14 protein-coding genes are annotated in these 17481 nt (G+C 37.5%); 11 read left to right on the top strand and 3 right to left on the bottom strand.

The genetic code is table 11. The annotated features are described in order from the left end of the window. Window positions 1-477: 477 nt before the first annotated feature. From recG to KQI21_RS13645, 8 genes are all read left to right on the top strand, one after another. Complete coding sequence (gene recG, locus KQI21_RS13680; protein ID WP_216484742.1) at window positions 478-2508, top strand: ATP-dependent DNA helicase RecG; 2031 nt, start codon at window positions 478-480, stop codon at window positions 2506-2508. A 242-nt stretch (window positions 2509-2750) separates the two neighbouring features. Next, the gene (gene fapR / locus KQI21_RS13675; RefSeq protein WP_216484751.1) at window positions 2751-3323 is read left to right on the top strand and encodes a transcription factor FapR; all 573 of its coding nucleotides are present in this window, start codon (window positions 2751-2753) and stop codon (window positions 3321-3323) included. Continuing rightward, a complete protein-coding gene (gene plsX / locus KQI21_RS13670) occupies window positions 3324-4331 on the top strand; it encodes a phosphate acyltransferase PlsX (protein ID WP_216484740.1) in 1008 nt (335 codons plus the stop codon). Next, on the top strand, window positions 4328-5266 hold the full coding sequence (gene fabD, locus KQI21_RS13665) for an ACP S-malonyltransferase (protein WP_216484739.1): 939 nt from the start codon (window positions 4328-4330) through the stop codon (window positions 5264-5266). The genes plsX and fabD overlap by 4 nt, the downstream gene beginning before the upstream one ends. Continuing rightward, window positions 5266-6006: a 3-oxoacyl-[acyl-carrier-protein] reductase gene (fabG, locus tag KQI21_RS13660; protein WP_216484737.1), complete on the top strand. Its 741-nt coding sequence runs from the start codon at window positions 5266-5268 to the stop codon at window positions 6004-6006. Before fabD ends, fabG begins: the two co-directional genes overlap by 1 nt. 42 nt (window positions 6007-6048) lie before the next feature. Then, the gene (gene acpP, locus KQI21_RS13655; protein ID WP_216484735.1) at window positions 6049-6285 is read left to right on the top strand and encodes an acyl carrier protein; all 237 of its coding nucleotides are present in this window, start codon (window positions 6049-6051) and stop codon (window positions 6283-6285) included. Window positions 6286-6353: 68 nt separating this feature from the next. Continuing rightward, window positions 6354-7046, top strand: coding sequence for a ribonuclease III (rnc, locus tag KQI21_RS13650; protein WP_216484734.1), 693 nt, complete (start codon window positions 6354-6356; stop codon window positions 7044-7046). A 566-nt stretch (window positions 7047-7612) separates the two neighbouring features. Continuing rightward, window positions 7613-7756: a hypothetical protein gene (locus KQI21_RS13645; RefSeq protein WP_216484733.1), complete on the top strand. Its 144-nt coding sequence runs from the start codon at window positions 7613-7615 to the stop codon at window positions 7754-7756. Window positions 7757-8120: 364 nt separating this feature from the next. Here KQI21_RS13645 and KQI21_RS13640 read toward each other — a convergent pair whose 3' ends face one another. Continuing rightward, window positions 8121-8276 carry a hypothetical protein gene (locus KQI21_RS13640; protein WP_216484732.1) on the bottom strand — a complete coding sequence of 52 codons (156 nt, stop codon included), beginning with the start codon at window positions 8274-8276 and terminating at the stop codon, window positions 8121-8123. 164 nt (window positions 8277-8440) lie between these two features. Beyond that, window positions 8441-8590, bottom strand: a complete 150-nt coding sequence (locus KQI21_RS16955; RefSeq protein WP_216484730.1) for a hypothetical protein — start codon at window positions 8588-8590, stop codon at window positions 8441-8443. A gap of 413 nt (window positions 8591-9003) precedes the next feature. On the opposite strand from KQI21_RS16955, the gene KQI21_RS13630 reads away from it, so the two are divergent. Continuing rightward, window positions 9004-10983 carry a methyl-accepting chemotaxis protein gene (locus tag KQI21_RS13630; RefSeq protein WP_216484729.1) on the top strand — a complete coding sequence of 660 codons (1980 nt, stop codon included), beginning with the start codon at window positions 9004-9006 and terminating at the stop codon, window positions 10981-10983. Between the two features lie 825 nt (window positions 10984-11808). Here KQI21_RS13630 and KQI21_RS13625 read toward each other — a convergent pair. Further along, the gene (locus KQI21_RS13625; RefSeq protein WP_216484727.1) at window positions 11809-12030 is read right to left on the bottom strand and encodes a DUF1128 domain-containing protein; all 222 of its coding nucleotides are present in this window, start codon (window positions 12028-12030) and stop codon (window positions 11809-11811) included. Window positions 12031-12709: 679 nt separating this feature from the next. Here KQI21_RS13625 and smc point away from each other — a divergent pair. Both smc and ftsY read left to right on the top strand, forming a co-directional pair. Then, window positions 12710-16276, top strand: a complete 3567-nt coding sequence (gene smc, locus KQI21_RS13620; protein ID WP_216484725.1) for a chromosome segregation protein SMC — start codon at window positions 12710-12712, stop codon at window positions 16274-16276. 12 nt (window positions 16277-16288) lie between these two features. Further along, a complete protein-coding gene (gene ftsY, locus KQI21_RS13615) occupies window positions 16289-17284 on the top strand; it encodes a signal recognition particle-docking protein FtsY (RefSeq protein WP_216484724.1) in 996 nt (331 codons plus the stop codon). Window positions 17285-17481: the final 197 nt, after the last annotated feature.

The following is a 17481-nucleotide window of genomic DNA, read 5'->3' as shown; positions in this document are numbered from 1 at the left end:
GTCTTAGGCTATAGTAAAAAAATGGATGTTTACTACCTTAGCTTTGATGTTTTCATTTTTTATTTTAAAACCCAACAATATAAACTGAATATTCATTCGAAATTAATGCGACGTTAGTGGTATTGAATAAATGATGTAAAGAAAAGATGAGCTGGAATTCTATCAAAACAAGAAGTAAGCACATTATGGAATCTTCTTCTAAATGAAGCAGTTGTTATAAGAGGTTGTTTAATAAGTTCACCAAAAATGACAGATTTTCTTCGTATGTTAAATATAAAATGATATTTTCGATACGAGTGGAACTTTAAATTGTTTAGGAAATTATATCTATTTCTACTTGATGGATAAATTTTTTGTAAAAGGCTTCGTCTAGCTTAAATCAGAACAAACTGTAAATACTGCCTCCCAACAGGGTATAGCTCGATGGGGAGAGGATAAATTTATTTGGAACTATAAGTTAGGAAAGAGTGATTTTACATGCTAAGTGATTCTGTAACTCATGTGAAAGGCGTCGGCGAAAAAATGGCAGAAGATCTCGCTCGCATGGGAATTCATTCGGTAGAAGATTTAATCAATCATTTTCCCTATCGATATGATGTTTTTGAAATTAGACCTCTTAGTGAGTTAGTTCATGATGATAAAGTTACAATTGAGGGAAGGGTAATTTACGATCCTTCTCTTACTTTTTATGGAAAAAGCAAATCAAGACTAACCTTTATGCTGGAAGTCGAGCAAGTCGCTGTTAAAGCGGTCATGTTTAATCGGGCCTTCGCTAAAAAGCATATTCAAAAAGGTGACATCGTCACTTTAACAGGAAAATGGGATGCTCACCGGCTGCAAATTACAGTTATTACCTATAAAAAAGGAAAAGCGAAACAACAAGATCAAATGCAAGCAGTCTACCCGGTAAAGGGTGAGCTGACGACAAGAAAACTAAAAAAAGTGATTCAACAAGCATTAGCGAGCTATGCTTCATCGATTGACGAAATTTTACCTCCATTTTATTTAACAGCTTATAAACTGCCTGATAGAAAAGCGGCATATCAAATGATTCATATGCCGAAGAATCGTATAGCTTTAAAGCATGCGCGCAGGAGGTTTATTTATGAGGAGTTATTAATTTTTCAGTTGAAGATGCAATTATTACGAAAATGGAAGCGCGAAGCAATAGAAGGTAATGCCCAACATTATGATAAAACAAAAGTAAAGGAATTTATAGCGTCTTTTCCCTTTACATTAACTAATGCTCAGAATAAAGTATTAAAGCAAATCATGGATGACCTAAAATCCCCTTATCGTATGAATCGACTGTTACAAGGCGATGTAGGTTCAGGTAAAACAGCAGTCGCAGCGATATGTTTGTATGCTTCAATTACAGCTGGTAGGCAAGGCGCTTTAATGGTTCCTACCGAAATATTAGCTGAACAACATTATCATTCTTTAATAGAATTATTTGGGGACCGGGCAAGGATTACTTTACTTACTGGTTCGATAAAAGGGAAAAAACGCAAAGAGCGAACAACGCAAATCCGCAACCACGAAATAGATATTGTTGTCGGAACACATGCTTTAATTCAAGAGGATGTTACCTTTAATAACCTTGGTTTTGTTATTGTAGATGAACAGCATCGCTTTGGAGTCGAGCAACGGCGTGTATTACGAGAAAAAGGCTTGCATCCAGATGTTCTTTTTATGACGGCAACACCGATCCCGCGTACGCTAGCGATTACTGCATTTGGCGATATGGATGTATCTGTCATTGATGAGCTACCTTCTGGACGAAAAGAAGTTGAAACATATTGGGTGAAGGAGACACTTCTTGATCGGGTGTTACAATTTATCGAAAAACATATAAGGCAAGGAGAACAGGCTTATGTTATTTGTCCACTTATTGAGGAATCCGATAAGTTAGATATTCAAAATGCAGTTGATGTGTATCATCAGTTAAAAGCTTATTTTCCAGAATCGATTCATATTGGCCTTATGCATGGGCGGTTACCTGCAGAAGAAAAGGATACGGTTATGAAGAAATTTGCCAACAATGAGCTCCAGTTGCTTGTTTCTACTACCGTAATAGAAGTGGGAGTAAATGTGCCAAATGCAACGATTATGGTTATTTATGATGCAGAGCGCTTTGGTTTATCTCAACTTCATCAATTACGGGGAAGGGTTGGCAGAGGTGATAAGCAGAGCTATTGTATTTTAATAGCAGATCCAAAAGGAGAAGTAGGAAAAGAAAGAATGCGAATTATGTCGGAAACAACGGATGGCTTTGTGTTATCCGAGCAAGACCTTCAGTTACGTGGTCCAGGCGATTTCTTTGGAAAAAAGCAAAGTGGTTTACCCGAGTTTAAAGTAGCGGACATGGTTCATGATTATCGTGCATTGGAAACAGCTCGCAAAGATGCACAAGAAATAATCGATAGTCAATTATTAAAAACCCCCGAATTTCAGCCGCTTTTAAGGTATGTGGAAAATAGTTTTCAAACGAATGAAAAATTAGATTAATAAATGTTTGCATAATTGATTCAGGTATTATATATTACTATTAGGATCAAGTCATAAAAACGGAAGTTCTTGTAGTGAACATCATTTAAGTGGAGCGTATCATGCCCCACGGATGTTTGTTAAACACTAGTGCATTTAGAGCCATTATTTACCCTATACTCCAATACGAAATTTTTTGCTTGGGGATGGCATGTTAAATGTACGCAGATAAAAGGGATAAATATATGTTGGATGGTGCAAACATGAAACGACCAAAAGCTGAACGTCAGCGCTTATTAAAAGAAACAATTGAAAAAACACCGTTTATTACGGATGAAGAGTTGGCAAAGCAATTTAATGTAAGCATTCAAACGATTCGATTAGATCGGATGGAGCTGTCTATTCCAGAATTACGCCAACGGATTAAATCGGTTGCAACAGACCAATGGAACGAGATGGTTAAAGCATTGCCGCTTGAAGAAGTAATTGGCGAAGTAATTGATCTGGAATTAGACAAGCGAGCTATTTCTATTTTGGATATTCGTCATGAGCATGTGTTTTCTCGTAATAAGATTGCTCGAGGTCATCATTTGTTTGCTCAGGCTAATTCATTAGCAGTGGCAGTGTTAAATGATGAGTTAGCACTCACTGCAAAATCGGAATTGAAATTTACAAGACAAGTAAAAGAAGGCGAGCGAGTAATAGCAAAAGCAATGGTTCAAGGAAAAGAAAAAGGATTAACAACTGTCCATGTCAACAGCTATGTCGAGAATGAATTAGTATTTACCGGAGTCTTTCATATGTATCAATCGAATCAGCATAAAGGAGTAAATTAAATGAGAATAGCTATAGATGCGATGGGAGGAGATCATGCGCCAAAAGCAACTGTCCTTGGTGCGATGAAGGCTGTCTCGGAAATAAAAGATTTACATATTACATTGGTCGGACGGGAACAAGAAATAAAAAAATATTTGACAGACGATAAGCGAATAGATATTTTACATGCTAATGAAATTATTACCAGTGATGATGAGCCAGTACGAGCAGTACGAAGAAAAAAAAATTCCTCTATGGTTTTAATGGCTAAGGAGGTTAAAGAAGGCAAGGCTGATGCGTGTATATCAGCTGGAAATACAGGGGCATTAATGAGTGCCGGATTATTTATCGTTGGACGAATTACCGGAATTGACCGTCCCGCATTAAGCCCGACGTTACCGACACTAGACGGCCAAGGATTTTTGTTTTTAGATGTAGGGGCAAATGTCGATGCACGACCTCAACATTTACTACAATATGCACTAATGGGCTCTATCTACATGGAAAAGGTTCGTTCGATTACACGTCCAAAGGTCGGTCTTTTAAATGTTGGAACAGAAGATGGAAAAGGAAATGACCTTGCTAAAAAAACATTTAAACTATTGCAAGAAGCGCCGATTCATTTTGTCGGCAATGTTGAAGCGCGAGACATGTTAAAACGACAAGCAGATGTTGTTGTAACAGACGGTTTTACTGGGAATATTGCTCTTAAGACGATTGAAGGATCAGCAGGTGCGATATTTTCGATGCTGAGGGAAACATTTATGGCGTCAGTAAAAAGTAAGTTCGCAGCTGGGTTATTAAAGAAAGATTTAGTAGCACTAAAAACCAAGCTCGACTACTCTGAATACGGTGGAGCAGGTTTATTTGGTTTACGAGCACCGGTGATTAAAGCTCATGGTTCGTCGGATGAACGAGCAATATACAATGCAGTAAAGCAAGCTCGACACATGGTTGAATACCAAATTACAGAAACAATACAATCAACCATAGCGACACTAGATATAAAGAAAGGGGAAACTACATGAAAAGAGTAGCCTTTATGTTTCCTGGGCAAGGTTCACAGTCCGTTGGGATGGGAAAAGAAATATATGATGCGTATCCAGCTGTAAAAGAGTTATTTCAAGAGGCCGATTCATTGTTAAAAACAGACTTAACTTCTATTATGTTTGCAGGGCCGAAAGAGCGTTTAACGCAAACGGAGCATGCTCAACCTGCTCTATTATTAATGAGTACAGCTTTACATACACTGCTGATAAAAGCGAATGTACAGCCAATCATGGCGGTTGGTCACAGTTTAGGTGAATATAGTGCTCTTGTTGCCTCGGGCGTTCTTTCTTTTGATGAAGCTCTTCCATTAGTAGCTGTACGAGGCAGATTAATGGAGAAGGCTTTTCCCAAAGGTCAAGGAACGATGGCGGCTGTCCTCGGATTAGAAGAAGAGACAATTCAATTAGCATTGGAGCAAGTAACAGACGAAATTGTCGACATTGCGAATCTCAACTGTCCCGGGCAAATCGTGATTTCCGGTTCTGTAAAAGGGATTGAACAAGCAACAGAGATGTTAAAAGCTAAAGGCGCTAAACGAGTTTTACAATTAAATGTAAGTGGTCCATTTCATTCACGCTTAATGAAAACGGCAAATGAAGCCTTTGCTGAGTATTTAAATCAAGTGACACTTCATGATGCTTCCATACCAGTTTATGCGAATGCCTCTGCTGAACCAGTGAGAGAGCATTATCAGATTAAGGATTTATTAATTAAACAATTATATTCGCCTGTTCGCTTTGAACAGTCGGTTCGAAATATGATAGAGCAAAATGTGGATGCATTTGTTGAAGTAGGAAATGGCAAGGTATTATGTGGACTTGTTAAAAAGATCGACCGCAAAATAAAAACATTTTCCGTTCAGAATGTTGAGTCATTAAATGAATTTATTTCATGGTACAGGGAGGAAGCATGATGCTAAAAGGAAAAAATGCATTAGTTACTGGAGCATCTCGTGGTATCGGTCGAGCTATAGCACTGGAACTTGCCAAACAAGGTTCGAATGTAGCGATAAATTATGCTGGAAATGAAAAAAAAGCAGAGGCTGTTGTCCAGGAGATTGAAAAACTGGGATGTAAAGCTATAAAAATACAAACCGATGTAGCTGATGAAACAGCAGTAAAAATGATGGTGAAAGAAGTTATATCTGAATTTGGATCATTAGATATTCTCGTAAACAATGCCGGTATTACTAGAGATAATTTATTAATGCGTATGAAGGAAACAGAGTTTGATGAAGTAATAAATACAAATTTAAAAGGTGTTTTCCTTTGCACAAAGGCCGTAACCAGACAGATGATGAAGCAGCGAGCAGGGAAAATTATTAATGTGGCTTCGATCGTTGGGATAAGCGGAAATCCCGGTCAAGCAAATTATGTGGCTGCAAAAGCAGGAGTAATTGGTTTAACAAAAACAACTGCAAAGGAACTAGCATCAAGAAATATTCTGGTTAATGCTGTTGCGCCAGGGTTTATTTCAACAGATATGACAGAAGCATTATCACCAGAACAGCAGGAAGAAATGTTAACGATGATTCCGCTACAAAAATTAGGAGAGCCAGAAGATGTAGCAAAGGTCGTTCGTTTTCTAGCAAGTGATGATGCAAGTTATATTACTGGTCAAACGATCCATATTGATGGTGGTATGGTTATGTAAGTGAAAAATTGGATAATACTACTTGAAAGGAGGTGACAAGTCGTGGCAGATGTATTTGAACGTGTAAAATCAATTATTGTAGATCGTCTGGATGTGGACGAATCTAAGGTAACGATGGAAGCTTCTTTTAAAGAGGATCTAGAAGCGGATTCATTAGATGTAGTAGAGCTTGTGATGGAGCTTGAAGATGAATTTGATATGGAAATTGCTGATGAAGAAGCAGAAAAAATAAATACAGTGGGTGATGCTGTTAACTACATACAAAAATTACAAGGTTAACAGTAAGCAAAGGGAAAGTCTCGTATTAGCGAGGCTTTCTGTATATTTTGAAAATAGAGGTGCCGTTGATGAATGTTGAACAATTAGAAAAACAGTTGAATCTTCGCTTTCACAACCGCTCGTTAATCATACAAGCATTCACCCATTCATCTTATGTGAATGAGCATCGTGAAAAAGTATTTTCGGATAATGAGAGATTAGAATTTTTAGGGGATGCTGTACTAGAATTAGGAGTTTCCCAATATTTATTTCGAACAAATGCACAAATGCCAGAAGGAGAAATGACCAAATTACGTGCAGCAATCGTTTGTGAACCATCGTTAGCCGGGTTTGCCCGGAGTTTAAAATTTGGCAATTATCTTTTACTAGGAAAAGGCGAAGAGCAGACAGGCGGTCGTGATCGAGATACATTATTAGCCGATGTTTTTGAAGCTTTTTTAGGAGCCTTATATTTAGACCAAGGTTTTGAGAGAACGATTCAATTTCTGGAACGTCATGTATTTCCGAAAATTACAAATGGTGCTTTTTCGCATGCGATGGATTATAAAAGTCAATTACAGGAGTTAGTTCAACAAGTAAAACATCTGTCGATTGCGTATAAAATTGTAGAAGAGCGTGGCCCTTCTCATGATAAGGAATTTATCGCTAATGCATTAATTGAAGGAACAGTGTATGGTTCAGGAGCTGGGAGAACAAAGAAAGAGGCAGAGCAACGCGCTGCCAAAGCCGCCATGGATAAATATAAACTAACGCATAATTAGTGAAAAGGCTGTATAAATAGTACAGCCTTTTGTGTGCGAACGGGCAGTCGCACCTTGTAAGCTTTTGTTACACAAATGAATTGTTAAAGGTTGGAGAACGTTACCTAGGTAAAAACGACTCCCCAATCCCAGAAGAAGGTGAAAGTCCTTCCTTGGGAGTGCTGGTACAACCCCAAGAAGACTAATCTAGGGCATCATCGTGAGGTATTGTCTTAAAGGAGATGCAGGAAACCGAGAGGACTGTAGGCGGATAAGCAGACCCAAACGAATAGTTGAACTACAAAGGCGGCGGATAAGTTGACGATCATCCGTAAATAATGGGAAGTCCTCCTTATAGGCGTTCAAAACTGTACGAGATAATAAAGAATACAAATGATTTTATTGAAGCAGAAGAAAGTATCCAAAGCTATATGCATGACTTGTTTTCAGATTTGTTAGGGGGAGTATTTTCACACAGATCAAGTGATAAAGAAGGAGAAGCAGGCATCTGGCTGGTTGGTGAAAAGAGAGGATTGTAAAACCGTTCCATTTACCTTTGGTTCCGTATGTTATAAAAGGCTTTAATGGTGGATGAAAACGGACATAACCATTACCCATTAGATAAATGGCTAGGGATTAGAAAATATCAACGTTATCATCCATTGGTAGAAGTAAAAGTCGCTGAATTAGCTAGTGAATGTACGTATCGTGAAACAGCGAAGACATTTTGATGAACGTGTTGCTTGATGTAGGATTTCTGACATTCTCACGATTTGTTTCACTTCCCGTTGTTTTCTCCCACTTAGACCCTTTTGTATCAACTCGAGGCTCTTGAAGTGGGAGTCTTACGGCACCTTACATGAGGGATAAATTCGATCCCAATTACCAAGGATACACGTACGAAAATCTTTCACTTTCTTTTCTTTTTCGAATCATCTCATGTGTTTTCATATGTATCCAGCCAAAGAGTAAATGCACCTAAATCCTTCTCTTTCAGCGCTTTTTTAATCCCATCCTGATAATTACACCTAATGCACGATGTAACGCTTGATACATGATAAGAATCCAATTGATTGAATACCAGGTAGGGTACACTTACTGGGAAAAAGCTCCTTGAAACTTTTCAGCAGTATAGCCTTGACCACCGTCACTATTCGTGATTACTTGCGTGTTTTCCAAAGAATAATGGTTCGCTGCAAATGCCTGAACTTCCTTCCAAAAGCGTGCAGTTGGTTGGGTTGTCATCATCACTTTTTGTTCCACTATAGGAAAGTATCAAACTTTATGGTTTATAGTATAAGAAAAACTACAGCTTTCTCCATAAAGACTTGGCGACAAGCCAAGTTTTTCTAATCTTAAAGAAACTCTTTCCCCATTCTTGTCCCAGCCTTCATACATAATCGCATGACTGACTTCTAAACTTTTTTCTTTTCTGTCCCACGAATAAAAACACCATCTGCTTCTGTATATAGAAAGTCCACTTGTTTTTCCTTGGGAAGTGTTGCCGATTCTTCTAATTCAGTGACCATTTCTCTGTCTTCGGTCTGCTTGCGCTTTTCCCACACGCTTCACTATGGCCCCTACGGTCTGATGGCTCATGTCTACAGCAGTCCATTCTTTTTTGGTGTGAAACAAGGCGTAATCTCTTTATATCAAGCCCATTCGACTGCCATGGGGCAACTGGTTAAAAGTTTCCGATTTTCCTCCGTTTTTTAGTAAGGCTCTAAAGCCTTACTAAAAAACGGAGGCCGCCAAGCGATAACGCAGTAGTAGCATAAGCGTACATCAATAGAGTCACCATGTCGAGAAAAACTTGACGCATTATGTTCAAAAAACTGTTGCTTTTTACATAAGTATTATGTACTAATTATGTGATAAAATTTTAGGGAATAGGGACTATAAAAGCTTTATTACCGTCATTCTTCTCTATTTTAGTAGTTATTTTCTAATATGTACAATACAAAGGAGGTAAATGATCTTGTTAAACAAATTGCAGAACAAACTTATTCTCATCTTTGCGTTATTACTCATTATCGTAATGGTAATCTCGCAATTGGTTACAGGAATGCAAATGTCTAAAAATTTTAGAGAAGAATTAGACATGACGGGATCGGAACAAGCAAAAGCATTATCACAGATTACGGAATTACGCCTCAACAACTATGCTAAAGATTTATTGCGTTTTAGTGAAGATCCGCGTTTAAAGGCTATTTTACAAAATGATGAAGTAACGTTAACCCCTGAAATGCGCAATGAAATGACGAACTATGTAACTATTAATTCTGACGTTGCCAGTATTTATATGGGAAGTTCAAAAGGAAAAATGTACGATCCTGATTCTTCTATTACATACGAAGATAATTACGATCCAACAGAGAGGCCTTGGTACAAATTAGCTAGTGAAAATAGTGGAGAAGTGCAATTTACTGAACCTTATGAGGATATCACTAATGCGCTAATGGTTTCCGTCTCAAAAGCCATTGTCCAAGATGGCCAAGTAATTGGTGTTGTGTCTCTTGATTTAAATTTAAATACCATTACAGAGCAAATCAATGAAACAGACGTCGGATACAATGGGTATGGTTTTATTTTTGATTCTAAAGGAAATACTATCGTTCATCCAGATTCCACTGGAGAAAATTTACGGAACAAGCCTCATGTAGAAAAAATGTACAGTCATGAAAAAGGTAAGATTGAGTTCAAGGAGAAAGATACAAAGAAAATACTTTATTATTCTACGCTAGAGAATACAGGGTGGAAAATAGGGGCTGTTTATAAGGAAACAGAACTATTAAAGTTTGTGAAACGCATTCAAGAGTTGAATTTCATTATTACGTTAGGGGCTATCGTCATTGCAATTATGATTATCTTTTTTGTTGCCCGTTATTTTACAAAACCAATTGTCGAGTTAACCAAACTAGTACAAATCATGGCACAAGGGAATTTAACTGTTCAAGGACAAACAAAATCAAAAGACGAAATTGGACAACTAACGAACCATTTCAATCAAATGGTGCAGCAGATGCGTGAAGTTTTATCACATGTGATTGGTGCTTCTGAGAAGGTTTCTACTTCTGCGGAAAGTTTGAGCGCTGTTTCAGAGGAGACGAAAGCGGCAAGTGAAGAAATTGCTCATGCAATTAATGATGTGGCTCAAGGTTCTACGGAGAGCGCAACAAAGTTAGATGAAATGCAAGGAGTCACAAATCATTTATCTTCACAGTTTACATCTGTTGAGGAAACGATGCATACAATGCAATCGAAGTCTAATGAAACACAGCAGGCAAGTATAAACGGCAGAGAAACATTGGCTGTTTTACAAACACGTTCAGACGAGTCTTTTCGTGAAATTGAATCGATTGAAAATGTGTTAAATATTTTAGTTTCTAAAATAAACGATATTCAAGCAATTGTTACGACGATTAATGCAATTTCGGAACAAACAAATTTGCTTGCTCTAAATGCATCTATTGAGGCAGCTAGAGCTGGAGAGGCTGGAAAAGGCTTTTCTGTAGTAGCGACGGAAGTTCGGAAACTTGCTGAGCAATCAGCGGTATCAACGGAGCAAATACGTCAAACAATTCAAGGCATTGTTGAGGAAGCAGCACGAGCAACTGAAGCGATGACCAAAACAAAAGAAATAACATTAGAGCAAAATGGAGCCGTAAAAGATACAGAAACGGCATTTACGACCATTCAAGAATTAATGTATCAAGTAATTAAGTCGATTAATGAAATGTCGAAAGAAGTTCATGAGATGTCGTTATTAAAAGATGAAGTTGTACATTCGATAGAGAATCTGTCTAGTATAACGGAGGAGTCAGCAGCTGCAGCTGAAGAAGTAAGTGCTTCTACCCAAGATCAATTAAAAGCGATAGAAACCGTATCGCAATCAGCAGAAGCGTTAAGTCAATCTAGCAATGAGTTGGAATTCTTAGTCAAGAAATTTAAAATTTAAGATGATGAAGAGAGCAGTAACGGTTTTATCTTTCCAGCCAGCTACTTTAGCGGATTCATTTAATCTGCTAATCGCCTTCAGTAAAGAATGTTAGACAAAATAGCAACCCGCTGAGTATTTAAATATTCTGCGGGTTTTCTTGCGTGCGACGGGCAGTCGTACTTTGTGTAGCTTTGTTACACAAATGATTGTTAAAGGTTGGAGTACTTCGTTAGGACAAGGAGAGCTACGTCAGCGACGCATCGCACGCAGAAAAGTGTTTTTCTTTTTCAAGGGCACCTGTGAACCTAGCCTTAGATATATTGTTTCAAGAAGAAAAGCACTTCTTGAATGAAGTTTTACTGTATGTCTCAGAAGTTCTGCCGTTTATACCCTAACCCGGCGCGCTTCTAGCTTTTGTTCCACTATAGGAAAGTATAAAACTTTAGGCTTTATAGTATAAGAAAAACTATAGCTTTCGCCATAAAGACTTGGCGACAAGCCAATTTTTTCTAATAGCCTACACTTCGTTATTTGAAATCAAGCACTAATATGTGTAAAAGCTTTTTGTCATAAAATAAATACAGCATTAGATTATGAGAGCAAATTTAACTCGTTCCTCCGTTAGATAAAGGGGAAACTTCCAAGAAGGAACAGTTTTCTTTATCCCGCATGTAAGGTGCCGTAAGACTCTCACTTCAAGAGCCTGAGTTGGTACAAAAGGGTCTAGTGGGAGAAAACGGAACCTAAATGCCCGATTCGTGAGAAGGGCCTTTAGGTCATACCATTAAGGTACTAACATTCAGTAGAAGATGGAAGAAAACTCTCACTGAATGAAGTTTCACTTTATTTGCGAATAGTACGAAGCTCCTCTAGAAAAGCTTGTGTTTCTTGTACACTTAAATTTCCTTGTCGCTTTATCATATCATACATGGCTTTTAACTTGTCATATTGATTAAGATCATAATCATCCGGATCCATAATCGTTCGATTGACAATAGATAAATGTTCAGCAATCTCATCTAATAGTATTTTAAAATTTTCCTCAGAAGGCTGTTCTAAATACATTGATAACCACTCCTTTAGCTATATATCACGTCTAACCTTCTTTTGTGAAGGCATTTATGATAAAATAAATGCGGTAAAAAACCAGTTTTTCAGTTGGAATGATTATAACAATGGAGGATTGCAACTGCAACCCCTTATTATGTTTCTTACATACAGCTGAGAGTTGATGACCAGTGCTTGATTGTTAAAACATAAAATTTTGAATGTACAAGTTGATTTTGCTTGTGCCAAAAGCTTAACGCCAGCTACATTATCTTTAAGAGGATGTTCAAAGTTTTCTAAAAATGACACACCAAAATTCTTTGTCCGTTCGATATAAAAATTTTAGTGTGGAAGTTTAAATGATGTGAGTGGATTTTTATTGACCGAAGTATAAGTTTCAACGTGGCAGTAGCCTATTACCGCTAAGGCTAAGCTATCTTTTAAGTTGGTTCTAGCGATTCTAATTTAAATGCTTGCATTCGACTGTTCAACATTAAACTACTTCGAACATCCCAGTATCCCAGTCCTCGAACACTCACTTGAAGATTGTTTATAGCTAGTAGTAAGAGTCTTTAATGTATTGGTACAAGAATGGAATAGATTTTCGTTTTAAATTAGGATGGTTAAAGTAGAAATATGGATTGATAAACCTCTACGCTACCTTTTTTAATACGATGATAAATAGGAGAAATGTAGGATGTATTTAAAAAGGCTAGAAAGTGTTGGCTTTAAATCTTTTGCCAAGCGAATAAATGTTGATTTTGTTCCGGGAGTTACCGCGGTGGTTGGACCAAACGGGAGCGGGAAAAGTAATATTACTGATGCTATCCGTTGGGTTCTCGGCGAACAATCTGCCAAGTCGCTTCGCGGTTCGAAAATGGAAGATATTATATTTCAAGGAAGTGATTCACGTAAGCCATTAAATATGGCAGAAGTAACCCTAGTACTTGATAATCATGATCAGCTTCTTCCGTTAGATTATGAAGAGGTTAGTGTGACAAGACGTGTGTACCGTTCAGGAGCTAGTGAATATTATATTAATAATCAATCTTGTCGTCTTAAAGATATTATTAACTTATTTATGGACTCAGGACTTGGTCGCGAAGCATTTTCAATTATCAGTCAAGGGAAAGTAGAAGAAATACTAAGCTCAAAAGCTGAAGAAAGAAGAACGATCTTTGAGGAAGCTGCCGGCGTTTTAAAATATAAACAGCGAAAGAAAAAGGCAGAATATAAATTAGCCGAAACACAGGAAAATTTATACCGAGTTGAAGATATTATTCATGAGATTGAAAGCCAGCTGCAACCTTTAAAAGAACAAGCAGAAACAGCTAGAAATTATCGCTTATTAAAAGATCAATTAAAAGAAACAGAGATTGCTTATTTGCTCGCTGAAATCGAACAACTTCATGATAAATGGCAAGACTTGTTACAAGAGTTAAACCAGTTAAAACAAAAGCAACAGGAAATACAGGCGTCGATGGAGCAAAAGGAAAGAGACCAAATTTCTGAACGTGACTTAATCGAACAGATGGACAAAGATTTAGAACAACTGCAAACGGAATTACTGGAAGTAACAAAAAATCTGGAAAAATATGAAGGTAAAAAACAGCTGTTTCTGGAAAGGTCAAAGCATTTTGCAGAGAATAAGGCAAAATTAGAACTACAAAAAAACAATACGTCTGTCCGGATCGGTAATTTGCATGAAGTATTCATTCAAGAAAAAAAACAATTTACTGAATTGCAATCTATCAAAAAAGCAACGGCTGAAACGGTAAAGCAATTAGAAACGAAATTAAGCGTAGGTGAAGAAAATCTTGAGGAAACGATTGAAGATCGAAAATCAGATTATATTGAGTATTTGAATCAGCAGGCAGCCAAGCGTAACGAGAAACAAACAATTGAAGAACGCTTACAGCAATTAGATACAAAATCAGAAGTTCAATCAGAAAAGTTTGCTGGTCTAATAACTGAAAGAAAAGCTTTACAAAAACAAGTAAATGAATTAGTACCACGCTTACAAGAGAAAAAGTTGTTGTGTAAAACGAAAGAGCAAACGATAATATCGATTAAACAGGCATTAGAGCGTCAGCGTTTGGAATTTCAACGTGCACAAAAGAAATTGTATCAAGGCTATCAATACATTGAAAAAATTAAGTCAAAAAAAGAAATGCTAGAAGAAATGAAAGAAGATTTCCAAGGCTTTTTTCAAGGGGTTAAGGCGGTTTTAAAGGCTAAAAAAGAGCAGAAGATCACTAATATTTATGGTGCAGTTATTGAGCTGATTGATGTGCCAAATCCTTATATTACAGCGATGGAAACAGTGCTTGGCGGACAAGCGCAGTATATTGTTGTAAAAGATGACCAATCAGCTAGAGAATCTATTGCTTGGCTGAAAAAAACCAACAGCGGTCGAGCCACGTTTTTACCACTCGCTTCCATTCAGGAACGTTTTATTCCTGAGAATGTGAAAGAAAAGCTAAAGGATCATGCTGGATTTGTTGGAATTGCTGCGGAACTAATTCATACAGATCACCGTTATTGCCGAGCTATCAACCATTTAATGGGGCACGTTGTGATCGCTAAAACGTTAAAAGATGCAAATGAGTTGGCAAGGCTATCAGCAAGGCGTTACCGAATTGTCACATTGGATGGTGACGTTGTAAATCCAGGTGGATCTATGTCTGGTGGAGCTAAAAAGAAAATGAATCAGTCGTTGTTTACACGAGAGAAAGAGCTGGAAGAAATGACAGCAAAGCTTAAAACGTTCCAAACTCAAATATTGGACTTCGAGCATAATGTTCGTAAACAAAAAGATAAGATTGACGAATTGGAAGACCAATTGGCAGTAGAAGAACAAGCTTTAGAAGTTGAACAACGAAACATGCAAAAGATAGAAACGAATCATCGTGAGCTGGAAATGAAACTACGAGCATTAAATGATCAATTAAAAATCTATGATCAAGATAAGCAACAATTTAACGAAGACAAACAGCAATTGGTAAAACGACAAGCTGAACTTACTGATGAATTAGACCTGCTAGCTAAACAGGCGAAGCAGATTGAACAGGAGATCACCCGTTTAACAGAACAACAGACCGAACTAAAAGAGAATAAACAAAAACTGCAAGAAGAGTTGCATCGACATCAAGTTCTTTTAGCAGAACAAGATGAGCGTGTTAAATATCAACGAGAAAGAACAAAGCAGGTCCAAGCACAATTATCCGAGTTACAATATGAATATGATGCATATGCAGAGGAATGGAAAAATCTTGTTGAATTTCAAGATTCCAATGAAACGGAGGATGACATTGATCGTTCTATTCAAGAACAGACGGAAGCAAAACAACAAATCATTGACAAACTAGAACAACTTCGTATGAAACGTACGGATCACACGAAGCAGTTACAGGAAAAAGAACAGGAAATGAAAGAAATTAGCCAAGAACACGAAACGGTTAAACGAGTGATTCAACAAAAAGAGGTGCAAGCAAATCGGATTGATGTCGAACTAGAAAATTTGTTAAATCACTTACAAGAGGAATATACGATTACATTTGAAAAAGCACAAAACACGTTTGAAAAAGCAAAGGATAAACAGAGCGCGCAAGCAACTGTTAAACAGTTGAAACGACAAATCGAGCAATTAGGTACGGTTAACCTTGGTGCCATTGATGAATATGAGCGTGTTAATGAGCGCTATTCTTTTCTTAAAGAACAAGAGAGAGATTTAGTTGAAGCAAAACAGACTCTCTATACGGTCATTGGTGAAATGGATGAGGAAATGAAGCGCCAATTTAGCGACACCTTTTCACAAATAAAGGTCGCATTTACTGATGTGTTTCAACAGTTGTTTGGTGGTGGACATGCAGAATTAAAATTAACGGATCCAAAAAACCTATTGGATACAGGGGTCGATATTGTTGCTCAACCTCCTGGAAAAAAACTGCAGCATTTAGGGCTTCTTTCAGGTGGAGAACGTGCATTAACTGCTATAGCTTTGTTATTTGCTATTCTGCGAGTTCGCCCTGTTCCGTTTTGTGTGCTAGACGAAGTAGAAGCAGCACTAGACGAAGCGAATGTATCCCGTTTTGCAAAATATATAAAACTTTTTAGTAAAAACACACAGTTTATTGTAATTACCCACCGAAAAGGTACAATGGAAGAAGCAGATGTATTGTATGGAGTTACTATGCAGGAATCAGGTGTTTCACGGCTTGTTTCCGTACGCTTGGAAGATACGAAAGATTTAGTTGAGCAATAGGAGGCGATGATGATGGGATTTATGGATAAATTAAAGGCAAAATTTCAAAGAAACCAAGAAAACGCAGAAGAGGTTTCGGAAAAATATAAAGATGGGATGAAAAAAACACGGCAAACCTTCTCAGGAAAAATCAATGATTTGCTTGCAAGATATCGCAAGGTGGATGAGGATTTTTTCGAAGATCTCGAAGAAATATTAATTTCAGCTGATACAGGTGTAACTACAGTGATGGATTTAATTGATGAATTAAAAATGGAGGTGAAACGACAAAACATTAAACAGCCATCCGAGATGAAAGATGTTATTTCAGAGAAGCTGGTAGAAATTTATTATGGTGATGACGATCAAGAAATGGAAAAATTACACCTTGAAAAGGATCAGCTCTCCGTTATCTTAGTAGTAGGCGTAAACGGCGTTGGTAAAACAACTTCAATTGGTAAACTTGCTCATAATTTAAAGCAAGAAGGAAAAAAAGTAATGCTCGCTGCAGGAGACACATTTCGTGCTGGAGCTATTGAACAATTAGAAGTCTGGGGAGACCGTACAGGGGTAGATGTTGTAAAGCAGACCTCAGGGAGCGATCCAGCTGCTGTGATTTTCGATGGAATTAAATCGGCCAAATCCAAGAATGTAGATGTATTAATTTGTGACACTGCGGGAAGATTGCAAAATAAGGTTAATTTAATGAATGAACTTAGAAAGGTAAAGCGTGTCATTGAACGGGAAGTTCCTAATGCTCCGCATGAAGTATTGCTTGTTTTAGATGCAACAACTGGTCAGAATGCGTTGAATCAAGCAAAAGTCTTTTCCGAGGCGACCAATGTCACAGGAATTATTTTAACTAAATTAGATGGAACAGCTAAAGGAGGAATTGTTCTAGCTATCCGAAACGAGTTGAACATTCCGGTTAAATATGTTGGGTTAGGTGAAAAAGTGGAGGACTTACAAGCATTTGACGCTCATGCATTTGTGTACGGATTGTTTGCTGATTTATTGGAAAAGGAATAAAGGAATTTTGCTTGACACATAAATAAAATATTCGTTATTCTTACTTTACACATTAAAAACTTTAAAATTAAGCGGTAGACGCTGATCAACGTGTTTCGTGTTATGGATAAATACAACTGGCTAGCGCCAAAAGTTTGACGCCAAGCCAATAAAGTGAAACTTCATTCAAGGAGTGCTTTTCTCCTTGAATGTTAGCT

Origin of the sequence: Virgibacillus proomii, assembly GCF_018916875.1 — a bacterium.
Lineage (GTDB): Bacteria > Bacillota > Bacilli > Bacillales > Amphibacillaceae > Virgibacillus > Virgibacillus proomii_B.
This window is presented reverse-complemented; position numbering and strand designations above follow the sequence as displayed.

What these genes read in the sequence shown, in the direction of transcription:
- recG (WP_216484742.1), top strand. Translation starts at nt 478, where the DNA reads ATGCTAAGTGATTCTGTAACTCATGTGAAAGGCGTCGGCGAAAAAATG.
- fapR (WP_216484751.1), top strand. Translation starts at nt 2,751, where the DNA reads ATGAAACGACCAAAAGCTGAACGTCAGCGCTTATTAAAAGAAACAATT.
- plsX (WP_216484740.1), top strand. Translation starts at nt 3,324, where the DNA reads ATGAGAATAGCTATAGATGCGATGGGAGGAGATCATGCGCCAAAAGCA.
- fabD (WP_216484739.1), top strand. Translation starts at nt 4,328, where the DNA reads ATGAAAAGAGTAGCCTTTATGTTTCCTGGGCAAGGTTCACAGTCCGTT.
- fabG (WP_216484737.1), top strand. Translation starts at nt 5,266, where the DNA reads ATGCTAAAAGGAAAAAATGCATTAGTTACTGGAGCATCTCGTGGTATC.
- rnc (WP_216484734.1), top strand. Translation starts at nt 6,354, where the DNA reads ATGAATGTTGAACAATTAGAAAAACAGTTGAATCTTCGCTTTCACAAC.
- KQI21_RS13625 (WP_216484727.1), bottom strand. Translation starts at nt 12,030, where the DNA reads ATGTATTTAGAACAGCCTTCTGAGGAAAATTTTAAAATACTATTAGAT.
- smc (WP_216484725.1), top strand. Translation starts at nt 12,710, where the DNA reads ATGTATTTAAAAAGGCTAGAAAGTGTTGGCTTTAAATCTTTTGCCAAG.
- ftsY (WP_216484724.1), top strand. Translation starts at nt 16,289, where the DNA reads ATGGGATTTATGGATAAATTAAAGGCAAAATTTCAAAGAAACCAAGAA.